Origin of the sequence: Peteryoungia rhizophila, assembly GCF_004912145.1 — a bacterium.
Classification (GTDB): domain Bacteria; phylum Pseudomonadota; class Alphaproteobacteria; order Rhizobiales; family Rhizobiaceae; genus Allorhizobium; species Allorhizobium rhizophilum.
The window spans coordinates 417,745-441,220 of record NZ_STGT01000001.1 but is presented as its reverse complement, the minus strand read 5'-3'; the positions used below and the strand labels follow the sequence as shown (position 1 = coordinate 441,220).

Sequence of the window (23,476 nt, the reverse complement as noted above, 5' to 3'; positions counted from 1 at the left end):
ATGGAGCGACGGCCGACCATCATCGACGTGGCACGCGTGGCCGGGATTTCGAAGTCCACGGTCAGCCTCGTCTTGCAGAACAGTCCCCTGGTCAAGGAGGAGACGCGCCTTCTGGTGCGCGAGGCCATGGACAAGGTCGGCTATGTCTACAATCGGGCGGCCGCCAACCTCAGATCCTCGAATGTCGGCCTGATCGGCCTTGTCATCAACGATCTTCGAAACCCGTTCTTCACCGAATTTGCCACCTCGCTTCAGATGGCCCTGTCCCGGCGCGGCTATGCCACGGTTGTCGCGAATACAGACGAGGATCCGGGCGTCCAGGCCCAGGTCGTCAGCGCGATGATCGAGCATGGCGTCTCCGCGTTGGTCCTGTCTCCCTCCTACGGCGATGAAGGCGGCACGTTCGATGCCATCGCACGTGGCGGGATCCCCACCATGCAGGTGCTGCGCAAGGTCGATCCGCGGGTCTCGCAATTCCCCTTCGCCGCCCCCGACTATCGCCTCGGCAGCCTTCTCGCCGCGCGCCATCTTCTCTCCTTCTCACCGCGCCGCATCGCCTTTGTTGGTGGTCTCGCAGACCGCGCCGTCACGCGCGAGCGCATGACGGGCTACTTCGAGGCCCTGGCAGAAGCCGGCATGGAGCCGTTCGTCCTCTCGGGCAGGGCGAGCCGCTCCTTCGGCCGCGAGGCAGCCGAGGAACTGACGCGGACGCATCCCGATATCGATGCCGCGATCTGCTTCAACGACCTCGTAGCACTCGGCATGCTTTCAGGTTTTGCCAAGCTCAAGCGGAATGTCGGGCTGGATTTCCGTATGGTCGGCTTCGACGACATCGAGGAATGCAGCCAAGTGTTTCCAGCTCTATCCACTGTCCATTGCGGGATCGCGGAATTCGGTCGCAGCATCGCCACCACGATCTTGGCCTGGTTGGAAGAGGGAAAGCGCCCCGAGCCGGAAACCCTGACGGCGGTGGAGCTCGTCATTCGCGACACCAGCGGCGTGAGGGACGTTCCATGATCGATCGGCCGGACCTCTTTCTTCGACACCTGTTCGATCGGGCCGTCGAAGTCGCAGACCCCATGCGCTCGCTCAGGGAATTCTTGCCGGAAAAGCCGAAGGGACGTGTCATCGTCGTCGGCGCGGGCAAGGCGAGCGCGCGCATGGCCGAAGCGGTCGAGGCGGTCTGGGGTCCCTGCGAAGGCCTCGTCATCACGCGCTACGGCTATGCCCGGCCTTGCCATGGGATCGAGATCGTCGAGGCAGCCCATCCGGTGCCGGACCAGGCCGGCCTTGAGGCGACGGCCCGCATGCTCTCTCTTGTCGAAGGCGCCGGTGAGGGCGATTTCGTGCTCGCACTGATCTCCGGCGGTGCCTCGGCACTGTTGGTGCAGCCCGTGGCGGGTGTCTCCTTGGCCGAGAAGCAGGCGGTCAACCAGGCGCTGTTGGCCTCCGGCGCGCCAATCGACCGGATGAACACGGTGCGCAAGCACCTGAGCCGGGTCAAGGGCGGCCAATTGGCAGCCGCAGCCTGGCCGGCGGATCTCTTGGCGTTGATCATTTCGGACGTGCCGGGAGATGATCCGGCCTTCATCGGCTCTGGTCCGACCGTCGGTGATCCCTCGACGCCGGACGATGCGCTTGCCGTGATTGATCGGTGGAACGTCGAGGTGCCTGCCTCTGTCCGCAAGGCTCTGTCACATGGCTCCGGTGTCGTGCAGCCCGGCGATCCACGCCTTGCCGGTGTAAGCAACGTTATTTATGCAGCGCCACGGCAATCGTTGGAGGCGGCAGCCGCACTGGCCGTGCAAGCCGGTTGCGAGGTGCGCCTCCTTGGAGACGCTCTCGAAGGGGAGGCGCGCGTGGTCGCCGAGGCCCAGGCGAAGGAGGCCCTCGCTCTCCAGGCAGGCATGAAACCAGGAGATCCGCAGATCCTCCTTCTTTCCGGCGGTGAACTGACGGTGACCCGCCGTGGTGATGGTATCGGCGGCCCCAATGCCGAATTCTGCCTGTCCCTGGCCATAGCACTTGACTGTGCGGAAGGCATTCACGCTTTGGCCTGTGATACGGACGGCGTGGATGGCGCCGCCGAAGTGGCCGGTGCCGTCATTGGACCAGACACCCTGAAGACCGCGGCCGAATGCAAAGTCGATCCACAGCTCGCGCTCGAGCGAAACGATGCTCATTCCTTTTTCGAGGCACTCGATGCCCAAGTTGTGACCGGCCCTACGCTCACCAACGTGAACGACTTCCGCGCCATTCTGATAGAGCCGCCACGCGGTGGGTGAAGACGGAACGCGGCTGCTGTCCGCCTTCTCTCAAGGTGGGCTTCGTCGCAGAGCAGGGAACTCTGGATGAGTAGCTCAAGGCTATGCCGCGCGCTGAGGCCAGACGACGTCTAGCGTCTTCAAGAGGCAGGAGGCTGGAGAAGGAGCGAGAGAGGCGATTGAATGAAAGGTCCTATCATCACCAGCGGGGTGACTGACAATGCGACCGGAACACTGGCGAGGTGATCGCCGTAACAGGTGAAGGTCAGCAAGCCGTCCTCGTCCTGCCTGAGCTCGTCTGCTTTTCGCTCTTTGGATGACGTCCAACACGCGGCTCATGAGGACGCACCGCGGGTGGTGATGCTCACCGTCAAGCCGAGGGTCTCCAGGTCTGTCAAAGCAAGCCCAAGCCTGCAGCTATCTGTGCCGGCTTCGAGTTCGCGCACGAACCGCGCGTGCCCGCGGCGATCCCAGTTAGTCCAATCACGCCCTATGGATGTTTTTCCAGGGCTCTTGCAAGTTCTGATAAGCAGGCCCATATTCATGGAAGTGGCAGCCATTGAACGGGCACTGCCACTTTCTGGGCGGCACTCACCCTGGCCCCAATAAAGGAGGACATCATGTCTTCCGACCTTCATCAGCCTATCGGCAGCTTCGATATCAGCATCATCCGAAACGCGCTCCGGCATGCCGGGTTTCGCTACGAAGAACCACTCTGCGAGTTGGACCGCGGCGCGGCGCGCCATGCGATGATCCTTTACCAGAAGGGCGTCCGCAGATCCGGAGATTTGGTTCCCGCGGTGAACCTCTGGGCAGACAAGGCCGTCATCGCGCGGCTGAAGAGCAGCAGTCAGGTCACGAGCCTGTGACCCTTTCCTTCCCCAATCCGACCCGTGCCTATGACGAGACCCGCGGTCTCATTCGTTTCATCGGGCATGATGGCCTGAACCAGGTTCTGTTTCTATTGCCTGTCGCACTCTTTGACCGTGAGGGGTCGACCAGCCGCCGGAAGGAACGCGACTATCTCCTGGCATTCGATCGCCTGCGGGACCGCATTCTGACGACAGCGAGGCAAGCCTATCAGTCTCGGCGACGACATACGATCGAACTCGATCTCAGTGCATTCGGGTCGTCCCTCCAGTCGGCGGCCTGACGACACCAATCACAGCGCTTGGCGAACTCGGAAGAGGGATACGTCATGATCGATCGTGAGCAATCCACTGCAGTGATCGTCCATGACGACCGCCTCGGGCAGACATTTGGCCTCCCACCATGCTGACGAAAAATCCGCCAGAAAGTCAGCGAAAGTTGGCTGACCAAGAGCTGCTGCGTGCGCTGCTTTATCGTTCAAACTACGCGAGCGCGGATCTCCGGGCCCGGTCGGATCGCGACTATGCAAGAGAGGTCGTCGTCATCGAACGCTTACGCAAGGGAATGGTCATGAGCGATATGCAGGCAGCCGTCTGGGAGATTGTTGTTTTCAGTCACGCTGCGGCTCTGTTGCGCTGGGAAGGCGAGGGCGGAAGTCCGTCGGTTGGCGATCAGCCCGTTACGCCCGAGAGGCGAGGCATCTGATGGAGCCTTCGGACAAAGTGATCGTACTGGCCGACATTCGCAAGAAACGGATCGCTTCGGCGACATGCCGACCGAACGTTTTCGAGATCAGGACAGGGGCTGGGAAGCGGCCGGATTGCAGTATCCATCCTTTCACAGCGCGGCCCGCTGTTCCGCCGAAGCAGGCCTGATCAACACTGAGGTCGCATCTCGATCTGATCTCTACACCGCCACCAAGTGACACCGGTCCCCCGCAAAGGAGTCTCACATGTTTACGCGAACGAAGACGAGAACCGTGCATTTCGATGCGCCCTTCACCCTGACAGGTCTGGAGGGTGTCCATCCACCCGGCGACTACCAGGTGCAGGACGACGAGGAACAGATCACTGGAATTTCCTGGCTCGCCTATCGGCGCGTGGCAACAATGATCGAAGTCATCGCCGGCAAGAAGAAGAGCCTTGTCCATATAGATCCGTCGGACCTGGATGCCGCTCTGGACATGGACAGAGGCCTGTCCGGCCAGAAAAGCCTGAACACAACGCACTGATGATTGGAGAAACCCATGCCTTCTCACCGTTTTACCATAGGCCAGATGGTCCGCCTCGTGACCACGAAGGGTCTGTCGCCGGCTGCTGCCGTCACCTACACGATCGAGGCACCCATGCCGGCCTATCAGAACAGCCCGCAGTATCGGCTCTGGAATGCCGAACTTCAGCAGGGGCGCGTCGCCCTGGAGCGGGACCTGGAGGCTATCGGATCCGCGTGATCCCGATGCCGATGCGCGTGAATCCACCATGCGGCCGCGCTGTGCGTCCCTGGCTTTTTTGGCGAGACCTCGCCACCATGTTCTGGAGGGAACGCAGATGAGCAGACCGACACGTATCGCCTTCATTGGTAATTCTCTTCCCCGCCAATGCGGCATAGCGACCTTTACCGGCGATCTCTCCCAGGCGCTGGTCGAGGCAGTCGAGCCCGTCCAGACGAGCATCGTCGCCGTGACGGATGCCAGGCAGAGTTACGCCTATCCTGACGACGTGATCTTCGAGATCCGTGAGGAGGAAGTCGAAGACTATGTGACGGCCGCGCGGGTTCTGAATGAAGGCCGGTTCGATGTGGTTTCGCTGCAGCACGAATTCGGCATCTTCGGCGGTCCTGACGGCGAACACATCCTCATGCTTCTGGAAAACCTGCGCATTCCGCTCGTCACCACCTGCCACACCATCCTCGCCGAACCGACACCGTCTCAACATCGCGTGTTGCAGAAGGTCGCGGCCCAGTCCAGCCGTGTCGTCGTGATGGCCGAGAAGGGGCGCACGCTTCTGACGGAAATCTATGGTGTTGCCTCCCAGAAGATCGACGTCATCGCCCATGGCATACCCGACCGCCCCTTTCACGATCCGGACCTGGCCAAGGTCGAGCGCGGTTATGCAGGACGCCCGGTCATATTGACCTTTGGCCTTCTCTCTCCAAACAAGGGCATCGAGGTGGTCATCGACGCCATGCCGTCGATCCTGAAGCAGAGCCCCGAGGCGCTCTACATCGTCCTCGGCGCGACGCATCCGACGCTTCTGCGCCAGCAGGGCGAGGCTTATCGCGACAGCCTGCGCCAGCGCACCGAGCGGCTGGGCGTCGATCATGCGGTGCAGTTTCTCAATGACTTCGTCGATCTGCCGACGCTTCTCGACTTCATTGCCATGTGCGACGTCTATGTGACGCCCTATCTCGATGAAGCGCAGATGACCTCGGGAACGCTCTCCTACAGTTTTGGAATGGGCAGCGCGGTGGTTTCGACACCTTATTGGCACGCCTGCGATCTCTTGGGCGACGACCGCGGCGTGTTGGTTCCTTTTGGGGATGCACCGGCGACGGCCACGGCGATCGCTACCTTGCTCGGTGATGACGACGCCAGGATGGCCATGCGCAAGAGGGCCTACGAGGCCGGCCGCTCAATGATCTGGTCGCATGTCGCCTCGCTCTATCTCGACAGCATGGCGAAGGCGCGCACTGCCTATCGGCCCAAGCTCGTCAGCGACCTCATCTCCTTGCGGATCAAGCGCCCGCCGCAGCAGACAGCTTTGAAGCTCGGCCATCTGCACACGATGTGCGACGATACGGGCATCATCCAGCATGCGGTGTTCTCCGTGCCAGATAGGTCACATGGCTATTGCGTCGATGACAACGCGCGAGCCCTCCTTCTGTCCTCGCTCCTGTCGGCCGTCGGCGAGACGGGCATAGCGGACAGGATGACAGCTTCCTTCGCGGCCTTCGTCGAACACGCCTGGAACCCGGATACAGGCCGGTTCCGAAACTTCATGAGCTACGATCGCCGTTGGCTCGAAGACAAGGGCTCCGAAGACAGCCATGGGCGAACCCTCTGGGCGCTCGGTGCCTGCGCCCTGTCCGACACCGATGCACCACGCCGCCGATGGGCGAGTGCCCTCTTTGCCCAGGCGATGTCTGTCACGCTCGACTTTCGTTCCCCGCGCGCCTGGGCTTTCACGCTTCTCGGCCTCAACGATTACTGCAAAGCCAATCCTCAAGACGCCCAAGCGCGCATGCTGCGCCTTCGTCATGCCGACAGTCTCATGGACCTGGACCGTCGTGTGTCGAAGAGCGGGCGCCGCTGGTTCGAGGAGGGACTATCCTATGAAAATGCCCGACTGAGCCAGGCGTTGATCATGACCGGCATCGCGACCAAGGTGCCGGCCTTCGTCGAGACTGGCGTTGCAACGCTGGAATGGCTGATGACCCAGCAGACAGGGGAGAAGGGCAATTTCCGCGCTATCGGAACCGATGGCTTCTTCGAGATCGGTCAACCGCCCAGGCTCTTCGACCAACAGCCGGTCGAGGCGACGGCAACCGTGGCCGCCTGTCTTGCGGCTTACGAGGCGACCTCGGACAGGAGCTGGATCGAAGCCGCGCACAGGGCCTTCGACTGGTTCACGGGCAGCAATGATCACGGCGTCTCCCTCGTCGACACGGAGACGGGCAGTTGCCGCGACGGCCTGCATGTGGATCGCCCCAACGAGAACCGGGGTGCCGAATCCGTGCTCTGCTATCTGATCTCCTGCGTGGAACTCGGTCGCGTCAACCAGATGCTGCGCCCCATACTTCCAAGGGTCAGCGCCAGGCAATTGTCATGAGCGGTCCCTCCCACAGTAAAAACTTCGAAAGATCAACTTTGCCCCAATCCAACCTATTCAATCGGCAAGCCCTCTATCTGAGGCCCGATCCGACGCGCGTCATCGTGCGACCTTTCAAGCCGTCGACTGAACCTCGACATCTCAATCCACGTGACAAGTCGCGGGCGAATGAAATCGTCGATCGCGTCTTGTCCCTGGACCCGACAGCCACGGCCAATCAATTGCGTGACATCCTCGCCAATTTCGATGGCAGGCACCGCAACCTGCTGCGCCAGTTCGAACTGCGGGCGGACGCGATGGAGGATGCTTTTCAGCACCACCAGCGCTTCAGTCAGCAGCAAAGACAGTTGGTCGGCGCCTATTTCATGAACGAATATTCGTTCGAGTCCGCCGCTCTGTTCAATCCGAGCATCGTGCCGCATCCGGATCAGTCCGGCGTTGCTGATGGGAGCCGTCGGCTGATCATCAGTCTGAGGGCCGTGGGTGAGGGGCACATCTCCTCGCTCACTTTCCGCTCCGGCGTGATCGACGCGGAGGGGGACGTCACCATTGATGCGCCGACGCAACTGGCAGGTCTGCCGGAAATCCATGCAAGTGACGGACTGGCGCCCGCCGGCTGCATCGGCATCAGCTTCAAGGACGAAAGCGATCTCAGCGAGCGGGTCATCTTTCCAGTGACCGAGGCGCAATCGAACGGCATCGAAGATGCCCGTTTCGTCGCCTTCGACGACGACGGCAAGACGATCTACTTCGCCACCTATACCGCCTATAGCGGCTCGTCCATCCGCTCGGAGCTTCTGGAGACGACGGACTTCCTGAACTTCACCCTGACGCCGCTGCGGGGACCCGCCGCCCGCAACAAGGGCATGGCGCTCTTTCCCCGTCGCATCGATGGCCGCTATGCGATGATCGCCCGGCAGGACAGCGAGAACCTCTTTCTGCTCTATTCCGATGACCTGCATCAATGGGATGAAGGGCGTCTCCTGATGAAGCCGGAATTCGCCTGGCAGTTCGTCCAGATTGGTAATTGCGGCTCCCCTGTTGAAATCGACGAGGGATGGCTGCTGTTCACCCATGGCGTGGGCCCGATGCGGCGCTATGCGATTGGGGTGACGCTGCTCGACAAGCACGACCCGAGCATCATCCTGTCGAGAACGGTCGAACCCCTGCTGCAGCCCGAACCGACGGAGCGCGAGGGCTATGTCCCGAACGTCGTCTATTCCTGCGGCGCCATGCGGCATGGCGATCTGATCGCGCTGCCATATGCCGTCTCGGATACCTATTCGAACTTCACCACGATCAAGATCAGCAGGCTTCTCGAAACGATGCATCCCATCGGGGCAGCCTTGTGAAAGCGGAGGGTGGGTGGCCCGTACCACCAGGCGATCGGTCATGAGCGTCCAGCAACTGAAACGCGTCTTCCTCGAGGAAATTCTGCCCACCTGGAGCAAATCCGGCTTCGACGAGCCCTGCGGCCAATTCGTCGAATACCTGGAGCTGGATGGATCGCCCCAGAAGGCAGGTGAGGTGCGGACACGAACCGTGGCCCGCCAGATCTATGTTCACGCCCATGCTGCCCATCTCGGCGTCGCCCCCTCCGCTTCGCTCGCCATGGCAGAACGGGCCTTCGCCAACCTGCACCGCGTCGCCTGGGTCAGCGGGAAGCGCGGCGGCTATGCGAGAAGCTTCAACCGCCATACCGAGCTCATCACCGATCCGGTTCGCGATCTCTACGACAACGCCTGCGTGCTGCTCGCTCTCTCCTGGCTGCTGACGGCGACCGGCAAGGATGTCTACAGACACCAGATCGACCAGACGATCCTGGCGATCGACAGGACCTTGATAGACCCCTTTGGCGGCTGGGCCGAAGACAGCGACGGCACCCTGCCTCGCCGCCAGAACCCACACATGCATTACCTCGAAGCCACACTGGCCTTGTGCGAGAACAACCGGACCTCCGGGTATGCAAGATCGGAACACAAGGCCTTCGCACTCTTGCGGTCGCATTTTTTCGTCGGACCGAATGGGCCGCTTCACGAATTTTTCGGCCCCCAATGGGAGCTTGACGACCGATACGGATCCGATCGGCTGGAGCCAGGCCACATGTGCGAGTGGGTCTGGTTGACAACGCGACACGATCGTCTCGCTCACAGCGACAACACCAAAATATGCCTGGACCTGTTTTCAACCGCGCTGGCGGTCGGGCGCATGCAGGGCTCGCTTTTCCTGGTCGATACCGTATCGGCAAGCAAGGCGATCAGCCCGTCACGGCGGCTGTGGCCGCAGGTGGAGATGCTCAAGGCCTTCATGGCGCTCCATGAGCGACTTGGCATTCGGGGAAATTGCACAGACGCGGACGACGTGGCCTCTGCAATCCTTGCTGCCTACATGACACGCGTGCCACATGGCTGCTGGCACGACCGTCTGGACCTGAACGGCGCGCCAATGGGCAGCACGATCCCGGCTAGTTCCCTGTATCACCTATGGACGGCCGTCGGAGATCAGGTCGAGGATGTCAGACCAGTCAGTTCCAGAATTCCAGCATGATTTCAAAGGATTGAAAACCTTTGATTTCCCTGTATTTTTCCGCCGCGGGCGTCCGTGGATCCCGTCTTTGTGCCGTGGCTATGGGCTGACGTCAACAAGGCGGTAGAGCGGTAATAATTTCCGCTTGCGACAATCAGGCTGGAGGTGAGGCGAGCGTTTTGCGTGGCAGCTTTGGGTCGCCATTTCGGACGTTGCGACTCTCACTATGTCTGTTTGGAAGCGGACATCACCGCGGCGGTGGGTTCACGTCGCTCCTCAGTACTGCATCGCGCTCCATCATTGGTCGACCCCAATGCCAAAATCCGGCTGTTTCGGCGAGCAGAAAGCCCACCCGCCGACGCGCGAGGCGCGCTCCATGGGGAATACAAAATTTCTGCCTTGCTCGCCTGTAACGCCCTCAGGCGAAGTGCGTCTAACGGGCAGACAGGACCGCCGCGACCATCGTGGGTCTATTTGCCATTCTTTAGGGAGTTCAGGTCGTGCGAAAACCCACATGCGTGATTGTGACCGGTGCCGCGGGAAATCTGGGTCGCGCAATAACGACAAGACTTGCCGGTGAGGGCGTAAACCTTGTTTGCGTGGATCGAACGACCGATGCATTGGCTGCCTTGGTCCAATCGCTGCCGTCAGAGGCGAAGGTTCTGACATTTGCGGGCGCCGACCTCAGTGATCCGGCAGTCGCGCAGGCCATGGCAGAGGCGGCCGTCGATTCTTTCGGCGGCATCGACGGCCTCGTCAATACGGTCGGAGGTTTCGCGACCGGGCCGGTCGACGGTGACACCCTTGGCCAGTGGGATCTTATGATGAACCTGAACGCTCGGGTTGCTCTCGTCACCAGCATCGCTGTGCTCCCCGTCATGCAGGCTGCCCGCTATGGTCGCATCGTGCATATCGCCGCGGCTCCGGGATTGAAGGCGGGCGCCAATCAGGCTGCCTATGCGGCATCAAAGGCTGCGGTGCTCAGGCTGACGGAGAGCATTGCGCTCGAACATCGCGGCAATCGCATCACGGCCAACTGCATCTTGCCCGGCACGATCGATACGCCACAAAATCGCGCCGCCATGCCGGATGCAAAGGTGCCCGACTGGGTCTTGCCCGATTCCATCGCACGGCTGATCGCCTTCCTCATCTCACCCGAGGCCGCCGTCGTGACCGGTGCCGCCATTCCCGCGACAGGATTGGAGTGAGGTCGAAGGTATGGATATTTTCGCCGACCCTGTTCGCGCCGTCCTTCTTCTCTGGGCCACACCGGGGCTCATCGTGGCTGTCGCCTTTCTGGCCTTTGGCATCGACCGGATCGATCATGCCGCCGTCGGCGCCTACGCGTTTCGCCCGCTGCTGATACCCGGCATCATCCTCCTGTGGCCCCTGGTGGCGTGGCGATGGGCGGTTCTCGCACGCAAGAGAGGAGAGTGATCCATGCAACGCGCGCACAGGAAGGCTCATGCGTGGATATGGACTTTTCTCGCGGTCGCCCTGCCTCTCAGCCTGGCGATTGCCTTCGTGTCGAAACCGAAGCTTTCGAGTGATGCACCCGCCATAAGGCTCGAGCCCGCCGACCGGCAGGAGCAGCCATGAGCACCGCCTACAAACCCGTCGGCTGGAACCGCAACAAGCTCATCTATGACGCAGTTCTCCTGTGCGGAGTGGTTGCCTACATCCTCCTTTATCTCAAGCTCGCACCGCTTCTGTCGCCGTCCGTGCGCGCGGTGGATACACCCATCCTGCGGATGCGCGCCTTTGGCTCTCTGGCGTTCCTGTTGCTGACCGTCGTACTGGCCATCGGTCCGCTCGCCAGGCTCGATCCGCGTTTTCTGCCCTTGCTCTACAATCGACGGCATTTCGGTGTCATCACCGCAGCGGTCGCGTTTACCCATGCGATGTTCGTCCTGGACTGGTATTTTGCCTTCAGCGCGACACCGAAGCTCACCGCGCTTTTCACCAGCAATACCAGCTTCGGCAGCATTGCCGGTTTTCCGTTCGAATTGTTCGGCATCTTCGCGCTCGTGATCCTGATCGTGCTGGCGGCAACCAGCCACGATTTCTGGCTGTCCTTCCTGTCGCCTCCGGTCTGGAAGGCCATGCATATGAGCATCTATGCGGCCTATGCCGCCGTCGTGCTGCATGTCGGTCTGGGTGCGGCGATTGATGGAACGAACCCGGTGACGGCCTTGTCCTTGACGGCAAGCCTTGCCGCTCTGTCGATCCTCCATCTGCTGGCCGGACGTCGGGAAAAGGCAATCGACGACGCAGCGTCTCGGATCGAGGCGGAAACGGGCTGGGTGGATGTCGGCGCTCTCGACGCCATTCAGGAAGGACGGGCCATCGTCGGCGTGCTGCCACAAGGGGAGCGGGTTGCCGTGTTCCGCTTCAAGAACCGTTTATCGGCGCTTTCCAATCTGTGTTCGCACCAGAATGGGCCGATCGGGGAGGGGAAGGTCGTCCTGGGGTTTGCGACCTGTCCCTGGCATGGCTACCAGTATCGCCTGGAGGACGGATGCGCCCCGCCGCCCTTCAAGGAACGAGTGCGCAAATATCGCGTGAAAGTCTCCGGATCACGTGTCCTGGTCGATCCTGTCGCCGTGCCGCTCGGAACAAGGATCGAGCCTGTCACGATCGCCGAGGCTCTGTCCGCCTCCCATCCGTCAACGCCGACGACAAGGACTTCGCCATGATGCCGCAACCGCCAGATCCTGGTTTTTTCATCGGCTATGCGAAGAAGGTCCCGCCGGTGATCGCGCAATGTGCGATCCTCTTCGGCGTGTTCCTATTCCTGGGCTTTGTCTCGGCGTCACTGGCCTTTTCGCTCTCCACGCAGAACCCCGGCTCCGGTGGTTATGTCGACGAATTGCGGGGCGGGCAGCTGGCCGGTGTCCTGGAAACGCTGCCCTATCCGATCCTGCGCGTGCCCGCACAGGATGGCCGAGGCCCACGCGCCATCATGCTGTCGGGGCAGGGGAAGGCAGGTGTCGCAAACCAAGCTGATCCCCTGAACGGACAATGGGCGGCGGTATCGGGCATCTTCGTCAAGCGTGGTGCGCTGGACATGCTGCTAGTGGGCGGCAGGCCCGGTCTGATGGGCACAGAACCGCCGGCGGGCGTCAGTCAGCCCCAAGCCCCGGTGTCTCTCGGTCGCTGGCGACTTACGGGCGAAATCTGCGATGGCAAATGCTACGCTGGCGCCATGCGGCCGGGAACCGGGCTTTCGCACAAGGCCTGCGCCAATCTCTGCATCACCGGCGGTGTGCCGCCCGTTTTCGTAACGACGTCGCCGGTCGAAGGCCAAAATTTCCTGCTGATGGCAGGGACGGACGGAGGCCCCTTGCCGCGCGAACTGCTGGATCAGACGGCCGTGCTGATCGAGCTTGAGGGCGAGGTCGAGCAACGCGACGATCTGCTGATCTTCAAGGTCGATACGCCGGCCAAACCTGGGATGGGCTCATGAGCGAGGACGCCCGCCCTTCACGCCTGCGCCATCTCTCAGGGCTGGTCTTTGTCGCGGGCCTCGTCTGGTCTCTTGCGGTCCTGTGGTCCTCAGGCCCGAAGTTCCTGCGCGGCACCATCTTCCAGGATCTCACTTTGGTGGCCTATGTCGTCGCCGCTTTCGGTGTTCTGACACTGGCCGAGAGGATCGCAAGCTTGTGGACCAGACGCTGAGGCAGGCCGCGCCCCGCCTTAATCCATGCCCGGTTCCAGAAGCCTGAGGACCGCCGCGCGGTCTGCGTCGAGATGCGGCGGGCGGCTGCGATACTGAACCGGCGTCACGGACATCTTGAGCGGATTTCCGAGCAAGCGAACCGGCCCATCTGTCTCATCGCCTGGCATTTCGACCACCATGCCGCGTGCCAGCGTATGGGGATCGGCCAACACGGTATCGATCGTGGCGACGCGGCCCGCCGGCACACCGGCGGCGAGCAGACGCTTCTCCCAGGAAAGAGCGGTGTCCTTGGCGATTTCCGCCTGGATCAGGGCCTGCAGGTCTTCAAGATTGGCAAGCCTGTCCCTGTTTCTCCGGAACCGGTCGTCCATTGCGAGTTCTGCAACGCCAATCGCCTCGGCAAAGCGTGCGAATTGCTGGTCATTGCCCACTGCAACGGCCAGATATTCGTCGGATGCCGCAAAGGTCTGGTAAGGGGCGATATTGGGATGTGCATTGCCGAGCGGCTTGGGCACCCGGCCTGAAACCAGATGATTGGTGGCGGCATTGATGAGCCAGGCAACCTGGCTGTCATAGAGGGAGAGGTCGATGTGTTGACCCTCGCCGGTACGATCCCGATGCCGAAGGGCGGCGAGGATGCCGACCGTCGCATACATGCCGCACATGACATCCGCGATCCCGACGCCCACCTTGACCGGCTTTCCGCCGGCTGCCTCCGGTTCCCCGGTGATGCTCATGATCCCGCCCATGGCCTGGATCAGGAAATCATAGCCAGTGCGGTCGGAATAGGGACCCGTCTGGCCAAAACCTGATATCGAGCACCAGATGATATCCGGCTTAATGCGTCTGATGTCCTCATAGCCGATCCCGCGGCGGGCGAGATCGCCGGGTTTGTAGTTTTCGACCACGACGTCTGAAATGGCCACGAGACGACGCAGCAAGGCGACGCCATCCTCGCTCGCGATATCGATGGCGATGGATTTCTTGTTCCGGTTCGCGCAGAGAAAATAGGCACTCAGATCGCTGTCATTGCCATCGGCATCCGGCATAAACGGAGGCCCCCAGCTGCGCGTATCATCGCCGCTCTCGGGCTTTTCCACCTTGATCACCTCTGCGCCAAGATCGGCCATCAGCTGGGTTGCCGTCGGGCCGGCCAGAATCCGTGACAGGTCCAGGATGCGCAATCCCTCCAGGCTGCCGGGTGTCATCTGCCTTTCGTCCTGGGTCATTGCTTCACTCTGTTCGAATGTCATGTCGTCTCATGCCTTCCAGGGGGCGGCCTTGAACCAGGCGACCAGATAGGCGGTGGCGATGAGGACAGCAAAGCCAGTGAGATTGGCAAGCGCCGTCCAGAAGGGCGTGCGCCCGACATGATCGAGCCAGATGCCGATGATCTGCGCGACGACCATGCCCGTAGTGAAGACGGCGAGGGACTGCTGCCCGACCTTCATCAACACACGTGTGGCGGGATAGATGCGCGGATGGATCAAGCGTTGTCCTCCAACGCCGACGGCATGGAAGGCGATATAGGCGAGTGCCACGAAGTGGATGAGCCGCAACAGGCCGAATGTGGTCTTGTTGGTCAAAGGCCGGATGGACTGAGCGGCATCCCGGAAGAAGGGGGATGCGTCGAGGACCATGTACCAGGCGAAAGGAACGGTTGCGACGACAATCGCGATCGCCAGCCCCATCACCCAACGATTGTCGGGCGGCGATGCTATCGTGCCGCGCATCAGGAAGAAGCCCAGGAAAAAGAGGAACTGCCAGCCGAAGGGATCGAAGAACCATGAGCGGTCAGACCATGGCTCGGCTGGAAAATGCACCAGGGAAAACTGGGCGGATAGCCAGAGGACGGTCATCAGCAGGATCGGCAGATACCGGTTCAACCGCTCGGCCAGCAGCATGAACGGCATGAGAGCCAGGATCACCATGTACATTGGCAGGATGTCGAAATAGTTCGGCACATAGGTGAGGGTCATCAGCCCGACGAGAAGCGGGGCGGGCTCGGTAAACAGCCGGACGAGATTGAGGCTCTGGATATAGGAGGTTCCATCAGGCTTGTTGCCGGCAACCGCCATCAGCGTTGCAATGATGATGAAAACGCAGATGTGCGACCAGTAGATCTGCCAGATGCGCTGGACGACCCGCGCCGAGAGCATGACGACCCCCTCCCGGTCAAACAGGCGACCAAAGGCAATCGCCGATGCCATGCCTGACAGGAAGACGAACATCTCGGTGGCGTCCGAAAACCCAAAGCGCGCCGGGATCCAGAGCGCCCAATGGTCGTTCGGCACATGCGCGAGGAGGATGATCAGCATCCCGATGCCACGAAACACGTCGAGCCGCGGGTCGCGCGGACGCTTGACGCGCTGCTGCAGGTCCGGCGTGGCGGCAGGTTCAGAAAGCGTTTTTGTAAGCATCGGCATCAAAACTGCATGAGATGAGAGTAAATATTGCCCGGCCTTCGGCGGCCGCAAGCTCGCGACGGAGATCGTCGGCTGTTTCGACGCGAACGCCATGGCCACCAAATCCGGTTGCAATGGTGGCAAAGTCGGTTTCGCCGAGCGCGACACCGGCCGTCGCCAGGCCGGCTGAGGCCTGCTTCAATGCGATGAGCGCGAGGCTCCGGTCCTGGAAGACGACCACGGTGACGGGATGGCCGAGATCACGCAGCGTGGCGAGTTCGCCGATCCCCATCTCCAGCCCGCCATCACCCATCACGGCAAAGACGCGGCGTGTGGGATCGGCGACCTTCGCGCCGATCGCCAGAGGCAGCGCCGCCGCCATGGTGCAGAAGCCCGCGGACTGCAGGAGGGACAGCGGCCGCGCCGCAATCCATTTCTGCGACAGCAGGATCCGGTGCGCGCCGCTGTCGACAGTCACAAGGCCGTCCGGGCCGGCGGCCTCGTTGAGCAGGTCGATAATGACATGGGGACCCCAGTCCGAGCGGGTTGCAAAAATCTCCGCCACCTCTTGCCGGGCGCTGGTGTGCTCGCCATCTGGCCAGGATTTTTTGGGCTCAACGGCAGCCGCCAGGGCAGCTGTTGCCGCAGCCGTATTGGCGACGAGCCGGGTGGCGGCATGATGCATGGCGTGATCGGGCGCCGCAGCGGTAATTTCCACGATCCTTTCGGGATCCATCACGGGATCCAGCCAACCGAGGCGCATCTCGATCGGGTCATAGCCGATCATCAGGATCAGATCGGAGCGGCGCATCAGGCCGAGCATGATGGCATCGGCCAGCGGTGACAGGCCTGCACCGCCAAGAGAGAGCGGATGGGTCTCCGGGATCAGTCCCTTGCCCTTGTACGTCGTCAACACGGGAGCGCCGATCGCTTCGGCCAGACGCAGAATGTGAGGCCCGGCATCCGCCCTCGCGGCCTCGAAGCCGGCAAGGATCAAGGGACGTTCGGCCTTTGACAGATGCCGCGCCAGGGTCTGAACCGCCGGGTCTGCGGCTCCGACGGCAGGCGCAAGGATGGTGGGCGGGCCGAGCACCCTCGGACTGGGATCGGTCATCGCCGCGACGGCGGGAGAGAGATCGAGATGTACCGGTCCCATCGGCTCCGTAAGGGCAAGAGCGAGCGCGCGGGCAACGGTCGGCCCGGCGCTCTCTGGCTCAATTTCAAAGCTCGCCTTGACCAGAGGCCGCAAAAGCTGTGCGTGGTCGATGACCTGATGGGTGTAGCGCGCCCTTGTTGCACGATCGACGATGCCTGAGATGACGACGAGCGGCACATGCTCCTGGGCGGCATCCGCAATGCCGTTCACCGCGTTGGCGAGGCCTGGTCCGACAGTGGTGACGAGCAAGCCGGGTGTCCCGGTGGTGATGCTGGCGCCCGCCGCTATGGAGGCGGCAGCCGTCTCATGGCGAGCCAGGTGAAAGGCGATGCCGGCCTTCTCCAGCCCGTCGATCAAGGTCACGACCTCGCCACCCGGCATGCCGAAGGCGTGGCGAACGCCGTAGGCATGCAGTGTGGCGGCAACCGCTTCGACAACCCGTGCTGGTGTTTCCTGGATGACATCTGGCATTGGGCAAAAGCCTCTCTCAATATCGTGAAGTACCGGCAAATTGCCGCACCTCATCAAAGACTGTACGTGGAAATGAAGGTCTGGGGCAGGAGGCGACACGGTGACATTTCGTAAGGTTCTGCTCTTCGCGGCTGCTCTTCTGGCACCTTCCGCGGCTCATGCCGATGACTGCGGCGCGAGCGTCCCTTGCGTCGTCGAAGACGGCTCCTACCGGATCGAAATGCCCGTGTCCGGCACGCCCAAAGGCGTGCTGGTGTTCTTTCATGGATCCAAGAGTTCGGCCGAATTGCAGATGAAGCATCGGGCGCTCGTCGAGGTCGCGCATGCGCACGGGCTCGCTTTTGCAGCCGTCGATGGCCTCAACGGAACCTGGTCGCACCCCAACGCGCCTGGACGATACCGCGACGAGAAACGCTTCGTCGGTCACGTGCTTGATGACCTCGTGACGCGTTTCGGTTTCAACGCGAAAAACACGCTTGTTGGCGGTTTCTCCCAAGGCGCGTCGATGGCCTGGTACACGCTTTGCCAGCAGGGAAAACGCACCGCGGGCGCGGTGACCTTCTCCGGTGTCTTCTGGAATCCGCTGCCGGAGCCGAAGAATTGTGTCTCGGACATGCCGCCGGTGGTGCAGATTCACGGCTCTGCCGACAAGACTTTCCCCCTGAGCGGCCGCGCCATCGGATCGGACTTCCATCAGGGGGATACATTCAAGAGTATTGCCATCATCCGCCAGCAGAAGAGCTGCAAGCCTGATACGACCGTCCAGAAAGTCATCGGCGGCATTCCCTGCGAGGTCACGCCCGACTGCAATCGCGGTGAAGTCGCGCTGTGTATTCATGACGGCGGCCATCAGGTCAGCCCTGAGCATCTGGACGCCGCTCTCAAGGACCTCGGTTTCTGAGGCGAAGTTCCACACGCCATTTGAGTGGTGTGCGGAACGTCCTGCTTCATGTCGGAGAGGCTTCACGCGGATGAACGCTCGCGAAACCAGACCACATAGGCGACAACAAGCCCGAACAGCAGATGGCCGGCAAGGGATGCCCAGGTCAAAGGAATGAAGCCAAGGAAAGGTGGGAAGCCGGCGATCAGGTGGGCCATCACGTAGAGCGCGAAGATCCACAGGCCGACCCCGAAACCGAGCCCGGTCAGGAACAGGGGCAGTCGAGGGAAAATCATCCGCTGCAGCGGCCGCGCGATGAACAGATAGCCGATCGGGTAAAAGATGATCCCGACGATGGCGTGGATCACTTCAGCCAGGAACAGGTTCTGAAAACCGAACACGCTCTGGACGAGTCCGGCCGGTTCGAGCGGGCCGCCGACGAGGAATGGTGTGATCCCTCGTGCCCAGAATTCCCAGGTAATGTCTGCTGCCAGTCCAGCGATGACGATGGTGGTCAGCAGTCTCCCCGAGAGCCGAGGAAGGATGGGCGAATTCTGTGTCTCGATCATGGTCATGGTCGTTCCCCCTTGTGAACGTCGATAGGGTGCAGATTTGTAGGACTAGAGTGCCCTGTGCATTTCGATCGAGCCGAGCAGCCGATCTTCGGCACGCAACCGGCCGCGCACGGCGCGTATTCGAGAGAACCCCGCGCTGTCACCATTCGTGCCCGCAGCCTTGGCCACTGCGAGGAGGAAAAAATCACGCTGCGCATTGCTGCCACCGATCATCGGCATGTCGACAACGAGCTGATCCAGCATCTGGCGATCAGCCGCCGTGCTCATTCCGGCGATGATGCGTGCAAGAGGCAATCCGACCTGGGCGGCAACCTGGGCCTGATCGCCGTGGCCGGCAGCCTTGCGCTCCAGCCCGCTGATGATGTCGCGCACGCCGGTGTATTCGCCAAGGGCGGCCAGAGCGGCCAGTGTATGCAGCGAGGCAAACACCAGTGTCGTATCGTGACGCCGCTTCAGCGCGATCTCCGCCAGGTCGGCCCATCGGGCTCCTACGTCCACACGGGTCTGATTGAGCCGCCATAGAAGTGAGACCGCATTCGCGACGTCACGGAAGTCGTCAGTCTGTTGCGGGCGCACTTCTTCGTCATAGATCTTCAGCACCTGTTCGTGGTCGCCGCGTTCCAGATGCAGGAGCGCCAGGTGCCAGGCCATGTGGAAGGCAAAGTTGTTGCAGCGTGACCAGGAACTGCGGCCCTCTTCGAGCCAGCTTATGCCCGCCGCGGTGTCGCCCCGCATCTCGTGCACATGCGACACGGCATGCAGACCCCAGGCGTCATCCGGCTGCAGTCGAACGGCGCGCTGCCCGGCCGTTTCGGCGGCCTCATAGAAGCCATGCTCCTCCAGCGCGAACGCATGACAGCCGAGCAGGAAGCCAGCAGCCGGCAGGTCTTCGCTCCAGACTTCCATCACCCGGTTGCTCGCCGACAACATTCCGCTTGCATCGCCCAGCATGAAGCGCAGGGCGTGCGATATCTTGAAGGGGAGGAAGGTCGCGGGCCTTTCGGCAAAGCCTTCGTCCAGTCGCTGGGCAGCCGTTGCAAACGAGCCGTCCACGGCGGCCGCCAGCGCATGCACCATCACCTGTTCATCCCGGGTTCCACCGTCGCGATAGGCCATGGCCTTTCGCGCTGAAGCAAGTGCTTCCGCTGCCGGTGCTGCCAGCTCAGACCGCGCGAGAATGAGGTTCGCAAAACCCTTGAGCGCCAGCGCGGCGACGTGGTCGGGATCTGCCGACAGGGTCGACTGGAGTGCGACCCCCGTGTTTGGGCTATGGGCGGCGAGGCCATGAACCGCCGCCTCGAAAGCCGTTTCAGCTTCGGAGCTCACCGTGCTCGTCGAAAAATTATAGGCATCTAGTCTCATTCGTTCGGCTCCTTGAAAGAACCATCACGATCCGGATTTTTGAGACCAAGCGTTTGCAGGAGTTCATCGGGTACGGGTCCCCGAACACTCTCGGAGATCAGGTTCCTTGTGATCTTCAGCCCGCCAACATAGCTTCTGCAGTTTCTACATTGCGCCAGATGAAGAGACATCATCATCCGGGTCCGCGTGGAACCCTCGCGATTTATATAGTCGCTGGCAATCTCTGGAATTTCTCTGCAACTTAGCAATGCCGTTCGCCTCTTGGTCTAAACCCGGTCGGGTTCTGCCCGTAAGACTTGGCTTGACCGGGAACGTTACAGCATTCCTCTCACGCTTGCGTGATGTTCTGCATTCTTTCCGAGAAGCAGTGCCTCGATCTCGTTGCGGATACGGGTCCGGGCGCGGTGCAGCATGACGCGCTGGTTCTCCGGGCTGAGGTCGAGTAGCTCGCAGGTTTTCGCGGCGTCCTGACCTTCGACATCCCGCATGATGAGAACCGCTTTCTGCGCGGGCGGAAGTCGATCGATCATCTCGCGAACATGGTTCCACAACTGTCGCCCGGCAAAAATCCGCTCCGGGTTCAGGCCGTCGAATGAGCGCGGTGCATCGATCCAGTGGCCTGTAGCATCGAACTTCGATGCAGATACGTGATCGTTCTCGTCGCCCTGGTCGTTTTCCTCGGCGAGCGGTGCGTAACGTCCTTCGCGCTTGGCGTAGGTTTTGGCCTTGTTGAACAAAATCGCGATGATCCAGGTCGACAGTGCTGCCTTGCCTTCGAACCGGGAAATGTTGGCAATGACCGAAAGCCAGGTTTCCTGTGCAACGTCTTCGGCCGTTGCCCGATTCTTCACAATGGTCTGCGCCAGACCGACAAGGGCCGCATGATGGCGTTCGACGAGAAGACGAAGGGCTTCGGGATCTCCATTGCGAAGCTGATCGAGAAACAGTCCGTCCGCATGAATGCGCAGGCCAAAGCCGACTGCTGCAACGAAGAATGTGAAGCTCATCTGTACTCCGCTCCGTATGCGCTGGCCGGACACCCAGGAGACTAGTAAGCCTCGTTGAAGACAGGAAAGTAAAGGTCGCGACGACTGCGTCTCAGGAAATTGAACGATCGGGTATCGTCACGGATCAGGGCAAGGTCCTAACCTTTGAGGGCAAGAGCTTTCTGCCCAACCTATCAGAGGATGGGCGTCGCCCCACAGGTCGCGATGCCGAGGAAACGGCGCGCCGTTTCTATCGCCTTGCCGAGGTTCGCTCCTTCTTAACGAGAATACCGGAACTGATCACGGTGTCCTAGCTGACCATAGCTCTTCCGGCCTGCCCGCGAATTTCGGATTCTGGGCCTGGCGGCGCAATCGCGACGGGCGTAAGCGGACAGGGCCGTAGTGTCGTTCGCTCGAGGCTGGCCGCTAGGTCTCCCGCCTATCTGGAAGTGGTGAGATTAGCCTTCACTGTATGCGACGAAAGCCGCAGTCAATCTTGGCGTTTGTCAGTTTTTAAGCTAACGAGAATTTAGAGAATTCTGATTCTAATGATCCCCAATCTCGTTCGGCGCCTCAGGGGATCTTTATGTCGAAAATCACCATCGCACGCCTGCTTCTCAGTTTTGCCGTCGTCGTCGTCGTCGGTCTTGTCACTTCCATCGGCCTGCAAAGTCACACCCTTGCTCAGTTGAAGGTAAAGGGACCGATTTATAACGGGATCATCGATGGAAAGGACCTGGTTGCAGATATTCTGCCTCCGCCGCTGTATCTGGTTGAGGCATACATGCTGGCGAGTGAAGCAGCGCTCGATCCTACAAAGGCGGTACAGTCTGCGGCGAAGATCGATGCACTGGCATCCGATTACAAAACGCGACGCGCCTATTGGCAGGCGTCCGACCTGCCCGACGGTCTGAAGAGAAAGCTGGCGGAGGATGTCCTGGTCCGGGGTGACGTGTTTTGGCAGGCTTATCAGGAGCGTTTCCAAGCCGCAGTCGGCTCCGGGGACGCTGAAGGCATTCAAAGTGCCATCAAGGAGCTGGGAGAAAAGTTCTGGGCGCATGACGCAGCGGTTCGGGAACTCGTCCAGATGGCCAACGCACACTTGGTCGCAGAAGAGAACGCGGCCGCCGTCCAGTCGGCATCGCTCGAGCGCCTTGCGATTGTAGGCAGTGGGTTCTCCGTGTTCTTGTTCATCGCCGGGATCTGGTATTTCCGCCGGCGTGCCATCAATCCGTTGAAGGCAATCTCGGGTTACATGGCGCATTTGGCGGGTGGAGACCTGACGAAGGAAGTGCCGTTCGCCGGCAGAAGTGACGAGATCGGTGAGATCGCACATTCCGTCGAAGTATTCCGCCAGGCCGCTCTTGAGCGCAAACGCATGCGCCTGGAGTCGGAAGAAATGCGAGCGACAGCCGCCGATGAACAGCAACGCCGCGCGGCCGATATGGCCGAGCAGGCCGAGGCGCTCTCGAATGTGGTCGAGACGCTCGGGGCGGGCCTTGCCCGGCTCGCGCAATGCAACATTCGCTTCACGATCGATGACCCGTTCATGTCGGACTTCGAGCCGCTTCGGCACGATTTCAACAATGCGCTCGATGCCTTCCAGGTCACACTCGTGCAGGTTCTCGAAACGACGCAAGCCATCCACGAGAACGGGCTGGAGATGCGCTCAGCGTCTGACAACCTTGCCAAGCGCACGGAGCAGCAGGCAGCTTCTCTGGAAGAAACATCTGCAGCTCTTGAACAGGTTGCCGTTACGGTCGCTCAATCCTCGGAGCGTAGTACTGAGACGCGCAAGCTGGTCGCCGATGCAAAGCTCTGCACCGAAGACTCAGGCCGGGTCGTTCAGAATGCGATTGAGGCGATGAAGAACATTGCGCAATCCGCAACGGAGATCGGGCAAATCATTGGAGTGATCGACGAGATTGCATTCCAGACAAATTTGCTGGCTCTCAATGCCGGAGTTGAGGCTGCAAGGGCAGGGGATGCGGGCAAGGGGTTTGCCGTCGTTGCTCAGGAAGTCCGTGAGCTTGCGCAACGCTCCGCGGTCGCTGCCAAAGAGATCAAATCGCTCGTGTCGAATTCCGGTCAGCAGGTGACGGTTGGCGTCAAGCTTGTCGACGAAACCGGTCACGCCCTTGCCCGCATCGATAGCTTTGTCTCTTCGATCGACCGGAACATCGATGCGATCTCGACGGCTGCGGTTGAACAGTCTTCAGGGTTGAAGCAGATCAGCATCGCCGTGAATGAGCTAGACCAGATGACGCAACAAAACGCTGCGATGGTCGAAGAGACAACTGCTCTCAGTCACACGCTGTCTTCGGCGTCCACGCATTTGTCGGGATTAGTAAACAGCTTTGTGCTGAACCGGCGATCAAAGGTTCGGGACGGAAATCAAACCGAGCGTGAGGCAGGATCTGTTAAAGGTGGAGAGGTAATCGGTCGGGCCAGAAACGCTGCGTGACAGGGCAAAGC

Annotated in this window: 23 protein-coding genes; 17 read left to right on the top strand and 6 right to left on the bottom strand. The window is 61.1% G+C overall.

Going from position 1 to position 23,476, the window contains the following annotated elements; genetic code table 11:
- The 15 genes from E9677_RS02110 (at position 1) to E9677_RS02035 (ending at position 13,165) form a co-directional block, all read left to right on the top strand.
- Positions 1–1,017 carry a LacI family DNA-binding transcriptional regulator gene (locus E9677_RS02110; protein WP_136556440.1) on the top strand — a complete coding sequence of 339 codons (1,017 nt, stop codon included), beginning with the start codon at positions 1–3 and terminating at the stop codon, positions 1,015–1,017.
- Entirely contained in the window at positions 1,014–2,285 is a 1,272-nt protein-coding gene (locus E9677_RS02105) for a glycerate kinase type-2 family protein (protein ID WP_136556439.1), read from the top strand. The genes E9677_RS02110 and E9677_RS02105 overlap by 4 nt, the downstream gene beginning before the upstream one ends.
- Positions 2,286–2,884: 599 nt before the next feature.
- Positions 2,885–3,133 (top strand): hypothetical protein, encoded by a 249-nt coding sequence (locus E9677_RS02095; RefSeq protein ID WP_136556438.1) that lies wholly within the window; start codon positions 2,885–2,887, stop codon positions 3,131–3,133.
- Positions 3,130–3,417, top strand: a complete 288-nt coding sequence (locus E9677_RS02090) for a DUF1488 family protein (RefSeq protein WP_136556437.1) — start codon at positions 3,130–3,132, stop codon at positions 3,415–3,417. The genes E9677_RS02095 and E9677_RS02090 overlap by 4 nt, the downstream gene beginning before the upstream one ends.
- A gap of 119 nt (positions 3,418–3,536) precedes the next feature.
- Positions 3,537–3,839, top strand: a complete 303-nt coding sequence (locus E9677_RS02085; RefSeq protein ID WP_136556436.1) for a hypothetical protein — start codon at positions 3,537–3,539, stop codon at positions 3,837–3,839.
- 247 nt (positions 3,840–4,086) lie between these two features.
- Entirely contained in the window at positions 4,087–4,365 is a 279-nt protein-coding gene (locus tag E9677_RS02080; RefSeq protein WP_136556435.1) for a hypothetical protein, read from the top strand.
- 15 nt (positions 4,366–4,380) lie between these two features.
- Complete coding sequence (locus E9677_RS02075) at positions 4,381–4,584, top strand: hypothetical protein (protein WP_136556434.1); 204 nt, start codon at positions 4,381–4,383, stop codon at positions 4,582–4,584.
- A 97-nt stretch (positions 4,585–4,681) separates the two neighbouring features.
- Positions 4,682–6,961 (top strand): glycosyltransferase family 4 protein, encoded by a 2,280-nt coding sequence (locus E9677_RS02070; RefSeq protein ID WP_136556433.1) that lies wholly within the window; start codon positions 4,682–4,684, stop codon positions 6,959–6,961.
- 38 nt (positions 6,962–6,999) lie between these two features.
- Entirely contained in the window at positions 7,000–8,313 is a 1,314-nt protein-coding gene (locus tag E9677_RS02065) for a glycoside hydrolase family 130 protein (protein ID WP_136556432.1), read from the top strand.
- Between the two features lie 40 nt (positions 8,314–8,353).
- The gene (locus E9677_RS02060; RefSeq protein ID WP_136556431.1) at positions 8,354–9,508 is read left to right on the top strand and encodes an AGE family epimerase/isomerase; all 1,155 of its coding nucleotides are present in this window, start codon (positions 8,354–8,356) and stop codon (positions 9,506–9,508) included.
- Between the two features lie 479 nt (positions 9,509–9,987).
- Entirely contained in the window at positions 9,988–10,695 is a 708-nt protein-coding gene (locus E9677_RS02055; protein ID WP_235882833.1) for an SDR family NAD(P)-dependent oxidoreductase, read from the top strand.
- 10 nt (positions 10,696–10,705) lie between these two features.
- On the top strand, positions 10,706–10,924 hold the full coding sequence (locus E9677_RS02050) for a hypothetical protein (protein WP_136556430.1): 219 nt from the start codon (positions 10,706–10,708) through the stop codon (positions 10,922–10,924).
- 158 nt (positions 10,925–11,082) lie between these two features.
- On the top strand, positions 11,083–12,183 hold the full coding sequence (locus E9677_RS02045; RefSeq protein WP_136556429.1) for a Rieske 2Fe-2S domain-containing protein: 1,101 nt from the start codon (positions 11,083–11,085) through the stop codon (positions 12,181–12,183).
- Positions 12,180–12,953, top strand: a complete 774-nt coding sequence (locus E9677_RS02040) for a hypothetical protein (RefSeq protein WP_235882832.1) — start codon at positions 12,180–12,182, stop codon at positions 12,951–12,953. Before E9677_RS02045 ends, E9677_RS02040 begins: the two co-directional genes overlap by 4 nt.
- Positions 12,950–13,165 carry a hypothetical protein gene (locus E9677_RS02035; protein ID WP_136556428.1) on the top strand — a complete coding sequence of 72 codons (216 nt, stop codon included), beginning with the start codon at positions 12,950–12,952 and terminating at the stop codon, positions 13,163–13,165. Before E9677_RS02040 ends, E9677_RS02035 begins: the two co-directional genes overlap by 4 nt.
- A gap of 18 nt (positions 13,166–13,183) precedes the next feature.
- Here the strand turns inward: E9677_RS02035 and E9677_RS02030 are convergent, their stop codons facing one another.
- Genes E9677_RS02030 through E9677_RS02020 form a run of 3 tightly spaced genes read right to left on the bottom strand, consistent with a single transcriptional unit; the run spans position 13,184 to position 17,198 of the window.
- The gene (locus E9677_RS02030) at positions 13,184–14,419 is read right to left on the bottom strand and encodes a CaiB/BaiF CoA transferase family protein (RefSeq protein WP_235882831.1); all 1,236 of its coding nucleotides are present in this window, start codon (positions 14,417–14,419) and stop codon (positions 13,184–13,186) included.
- Positions 14,420–14,425: 6 nt separating this feature from the next.
- Positions 14,426–15,592, bottom strand: coding sequence for an OpgC family protein (locus E9677_RS02025; RefSeq protein ID WP_136556427.1), 1,167 nt, complete (start codon positions 15,590–15,592; stop codon positions 14,426–14,428).
- Positions 15,564–17,198 (bottom strand): thiamine pyrophosphate-binding protein, encoded by a 1,635-nt coding sequence (locus E9677_RS02020; RefSeq protein ID WP_136556426.1) that lies wholly within the window; start codon positions 17,196–17,198, stop codon positions 15,564–15,566. The genes E9677_RS02025 and E9677_RS02020 overlap by 29 nt, the downstream gene beginning before the upstream one ends.
- A 100-nt stretch (positions 17,199–17,298) precedes the next feature.
- Here E9677_RS02020 and E9677_RS02015 point away from each other — a divergent pair, with 100 nt between their 5' ends.
- Complete coding sequence (locus tag E9677_RS02015; protein ID WP_136556425.1) at positions 17,299–18,099, top strand: alpha/beta hydrolase family esterase; 801 nt, start codon at positions 17,299–17,301, stop codon at positions 18,097–18,099.
- Positions 18,100–18,161: 62 nt separating this feature from the next.
- Here E9677_RS02015 and E9677_RS02010 read toward each other — a convergent pair whose 3' ends face one another.
- From E9677_RS02010 to E9677_RS02000, 3 genes are all read right to left on the bottom strand, one after another.
- Positions 18,162–18,653, bottom strand: a complete 492-nt coding sequence (locus tag E9677_RS02010) for a hypothetical protein (protein ID WP_136556424.1) — start codon at positions 18,651–18,653, stop codon at positions 18,162–18,164.
- Between the two features lie 45 nt (positions 18,654–18,698).
- Positions 18,699–20,015: a tetratricopeptide repeat protein gene (locus E9677_RS02005; RefSeq protein ID WP_136556423.1), complete on the bottom strand. Its 1,317-nt coding sequence runs from the start codon at positions 20,013–20,015 to the stop codon at positions 18,699–18,701.
- A gap of 314 nt (positions 20,016–20,329) precedes the next feature.
- Positions 20,330–21,022: an RNA polymerase sigma factor gene (locus E9677_RS02000; protein WP_136556422.1), complete on the bottom strand. Its 693-nt coding sequence runs from the start codon at positions 21,020–21,022 to the stop codon at positions 20,330–20,332.
- 565 nt (positions 21,023–21,587) lie between these two features.
- Between E9677_RS02000 and E9677_RS01995 the strand changes: the two genes are divergently transcribed.
- Positions 21,588–23,465 (top strand): methyl-accepting chemotaxis protein, encoded by a 1,878-nt coding sequence (locus E9677_RS01995; protein ID WP_136556421.1) that lies wholly within the window; start codon positions 21,588–21,590, stop codon positions 23,463–23,465.
- Positions 23,466–23,476 lie beyond the last annotated feature (11 nt).

Coding starts and splice junctions, on each gene's coding strand:
- E9677_RS02110 (WP_136556440.1), top strand. CDS start 1: ATGGAGCGACGGCCGACCATCATCGACGTGGCACGCGTGGCCGGGATT.
- E9677_RS02105 (WP_136556439.1), top strand. CDS start 1,014: ATGATCGATCGGCCGGACCTCTTTCTTCGACACCTGTTCGATCGGGCC.
- E9677_RS02095 (WP_136556438.1), top strand. CDS start 2,885: ATGTCTTCCGACCTTCATCAGCCTATCGGCAGCTTCGATATCAGCATC.
- E9677_RS02085 (WP_136556436.1), top strand. CDS start 3,537: ATGCTGACGAAAAATCCGCCAGAAAGTCAGCGAAAGTTGGCTGACCAA.
- E9677_RS02080 (WP_136556435.1), top strand. CDS start 4,087: ATGTTTACGCGAACGAAGACGAGAACCGTGCATTTCGATGCGCCCTTC.
- E9677_RS02075 (WP_136556434.1), top strand. CDS start 4,381: ATGCCTTCTCACCGTTTTACCATAGGCCAGATGGTCCGCCTCGTGACC.
- E9677_RS02070 (WP_136556433.1), top strand. CDS start 4,682: ATGAGCAGACCGACACGTATCGCCTTCATTGGTAATTCTCTTCCCCGC.
- E9677_RS02060 (WP_136556431.1), top strand. CDS start 8,354: ATGAGCGTCCAGCAACTGAAACGCGTCTTCCTCGAGGAAATTCTGCCC.
- E9677_RS02050 (WP_136556430.1), top strand. CDS start 10,706: ATGGATATTTTCGCCGACCCTGTTCGCGCCGTCCTTCTTCTCTGGGCC.
- E9677_RS02045 (WP_136556429.1), top strand. CDS start 11,083: ATGAGCACCGCCTACAAACCCGTCGGCTGGAACCGCAACAAGCTCATC.
- E9677_RS02040 (WP_235882832.1), top strand. CDS start 12,180: ATGATGCCGCAACCGCCAGATCCTGGTTTTTTCATCGGCTATGCGAAG.
- E9677_RS02035 (WP_136556428.1), top strand. CDS start 12,950: ATGAGCGAGGACGCCCGCCCTTCACGCCTGCGCCATCTCTCAGGGCTG.
- E9677_RS02030 (WP_235882831.1), bottom strand. CDS start 14,419: ATGACATTCGAACAGAGTGAAGCAATGACCCAGGACGAAAGGCAGATG.
- E9677_RS02025 (WP_136556427.1), bottom strand. CDS start 15,592: ATGCCGATGCTTACAAAAACGCTTTCTGAACCTGCCGCCACGCCGGAC.
- E9677_RS02020 (WP_136556426.1), bottom strand. CDS start 17,198: ATGCCAGATGTCATCCAGGAAACACCAGCACGGGTTGTCGAAGCGGTT.
- E9677_RS02010 (WP_136556424.1), bottom strand. CDS start 18,653: ATGACCATGATCGAGACACAGAATTCGCCCATCCTTCCTCGGCTCTCG.
- E9677_RS02005 (WP_136556423.1), bottom strand. CDS start 20,015: ATGAGACTAGATGCCTATAATTTTTCGACGAGCACGGTGAGCTCCGAA.
- E9677_RS02000 (WP_136556422.1), bottom strand. CDS start 21,022: ATGAGCTTCACATTCTTCGTTGCAGCAGTCGGCTTTGGCCTGCGCATT.
- E9677_RS01995 (WP_136556421.1), top strand. CDS start 21,588: ATGTCGAAAATCACCATCGCACGCCTGCTTCTCAGTTTTGCCGTCGTC.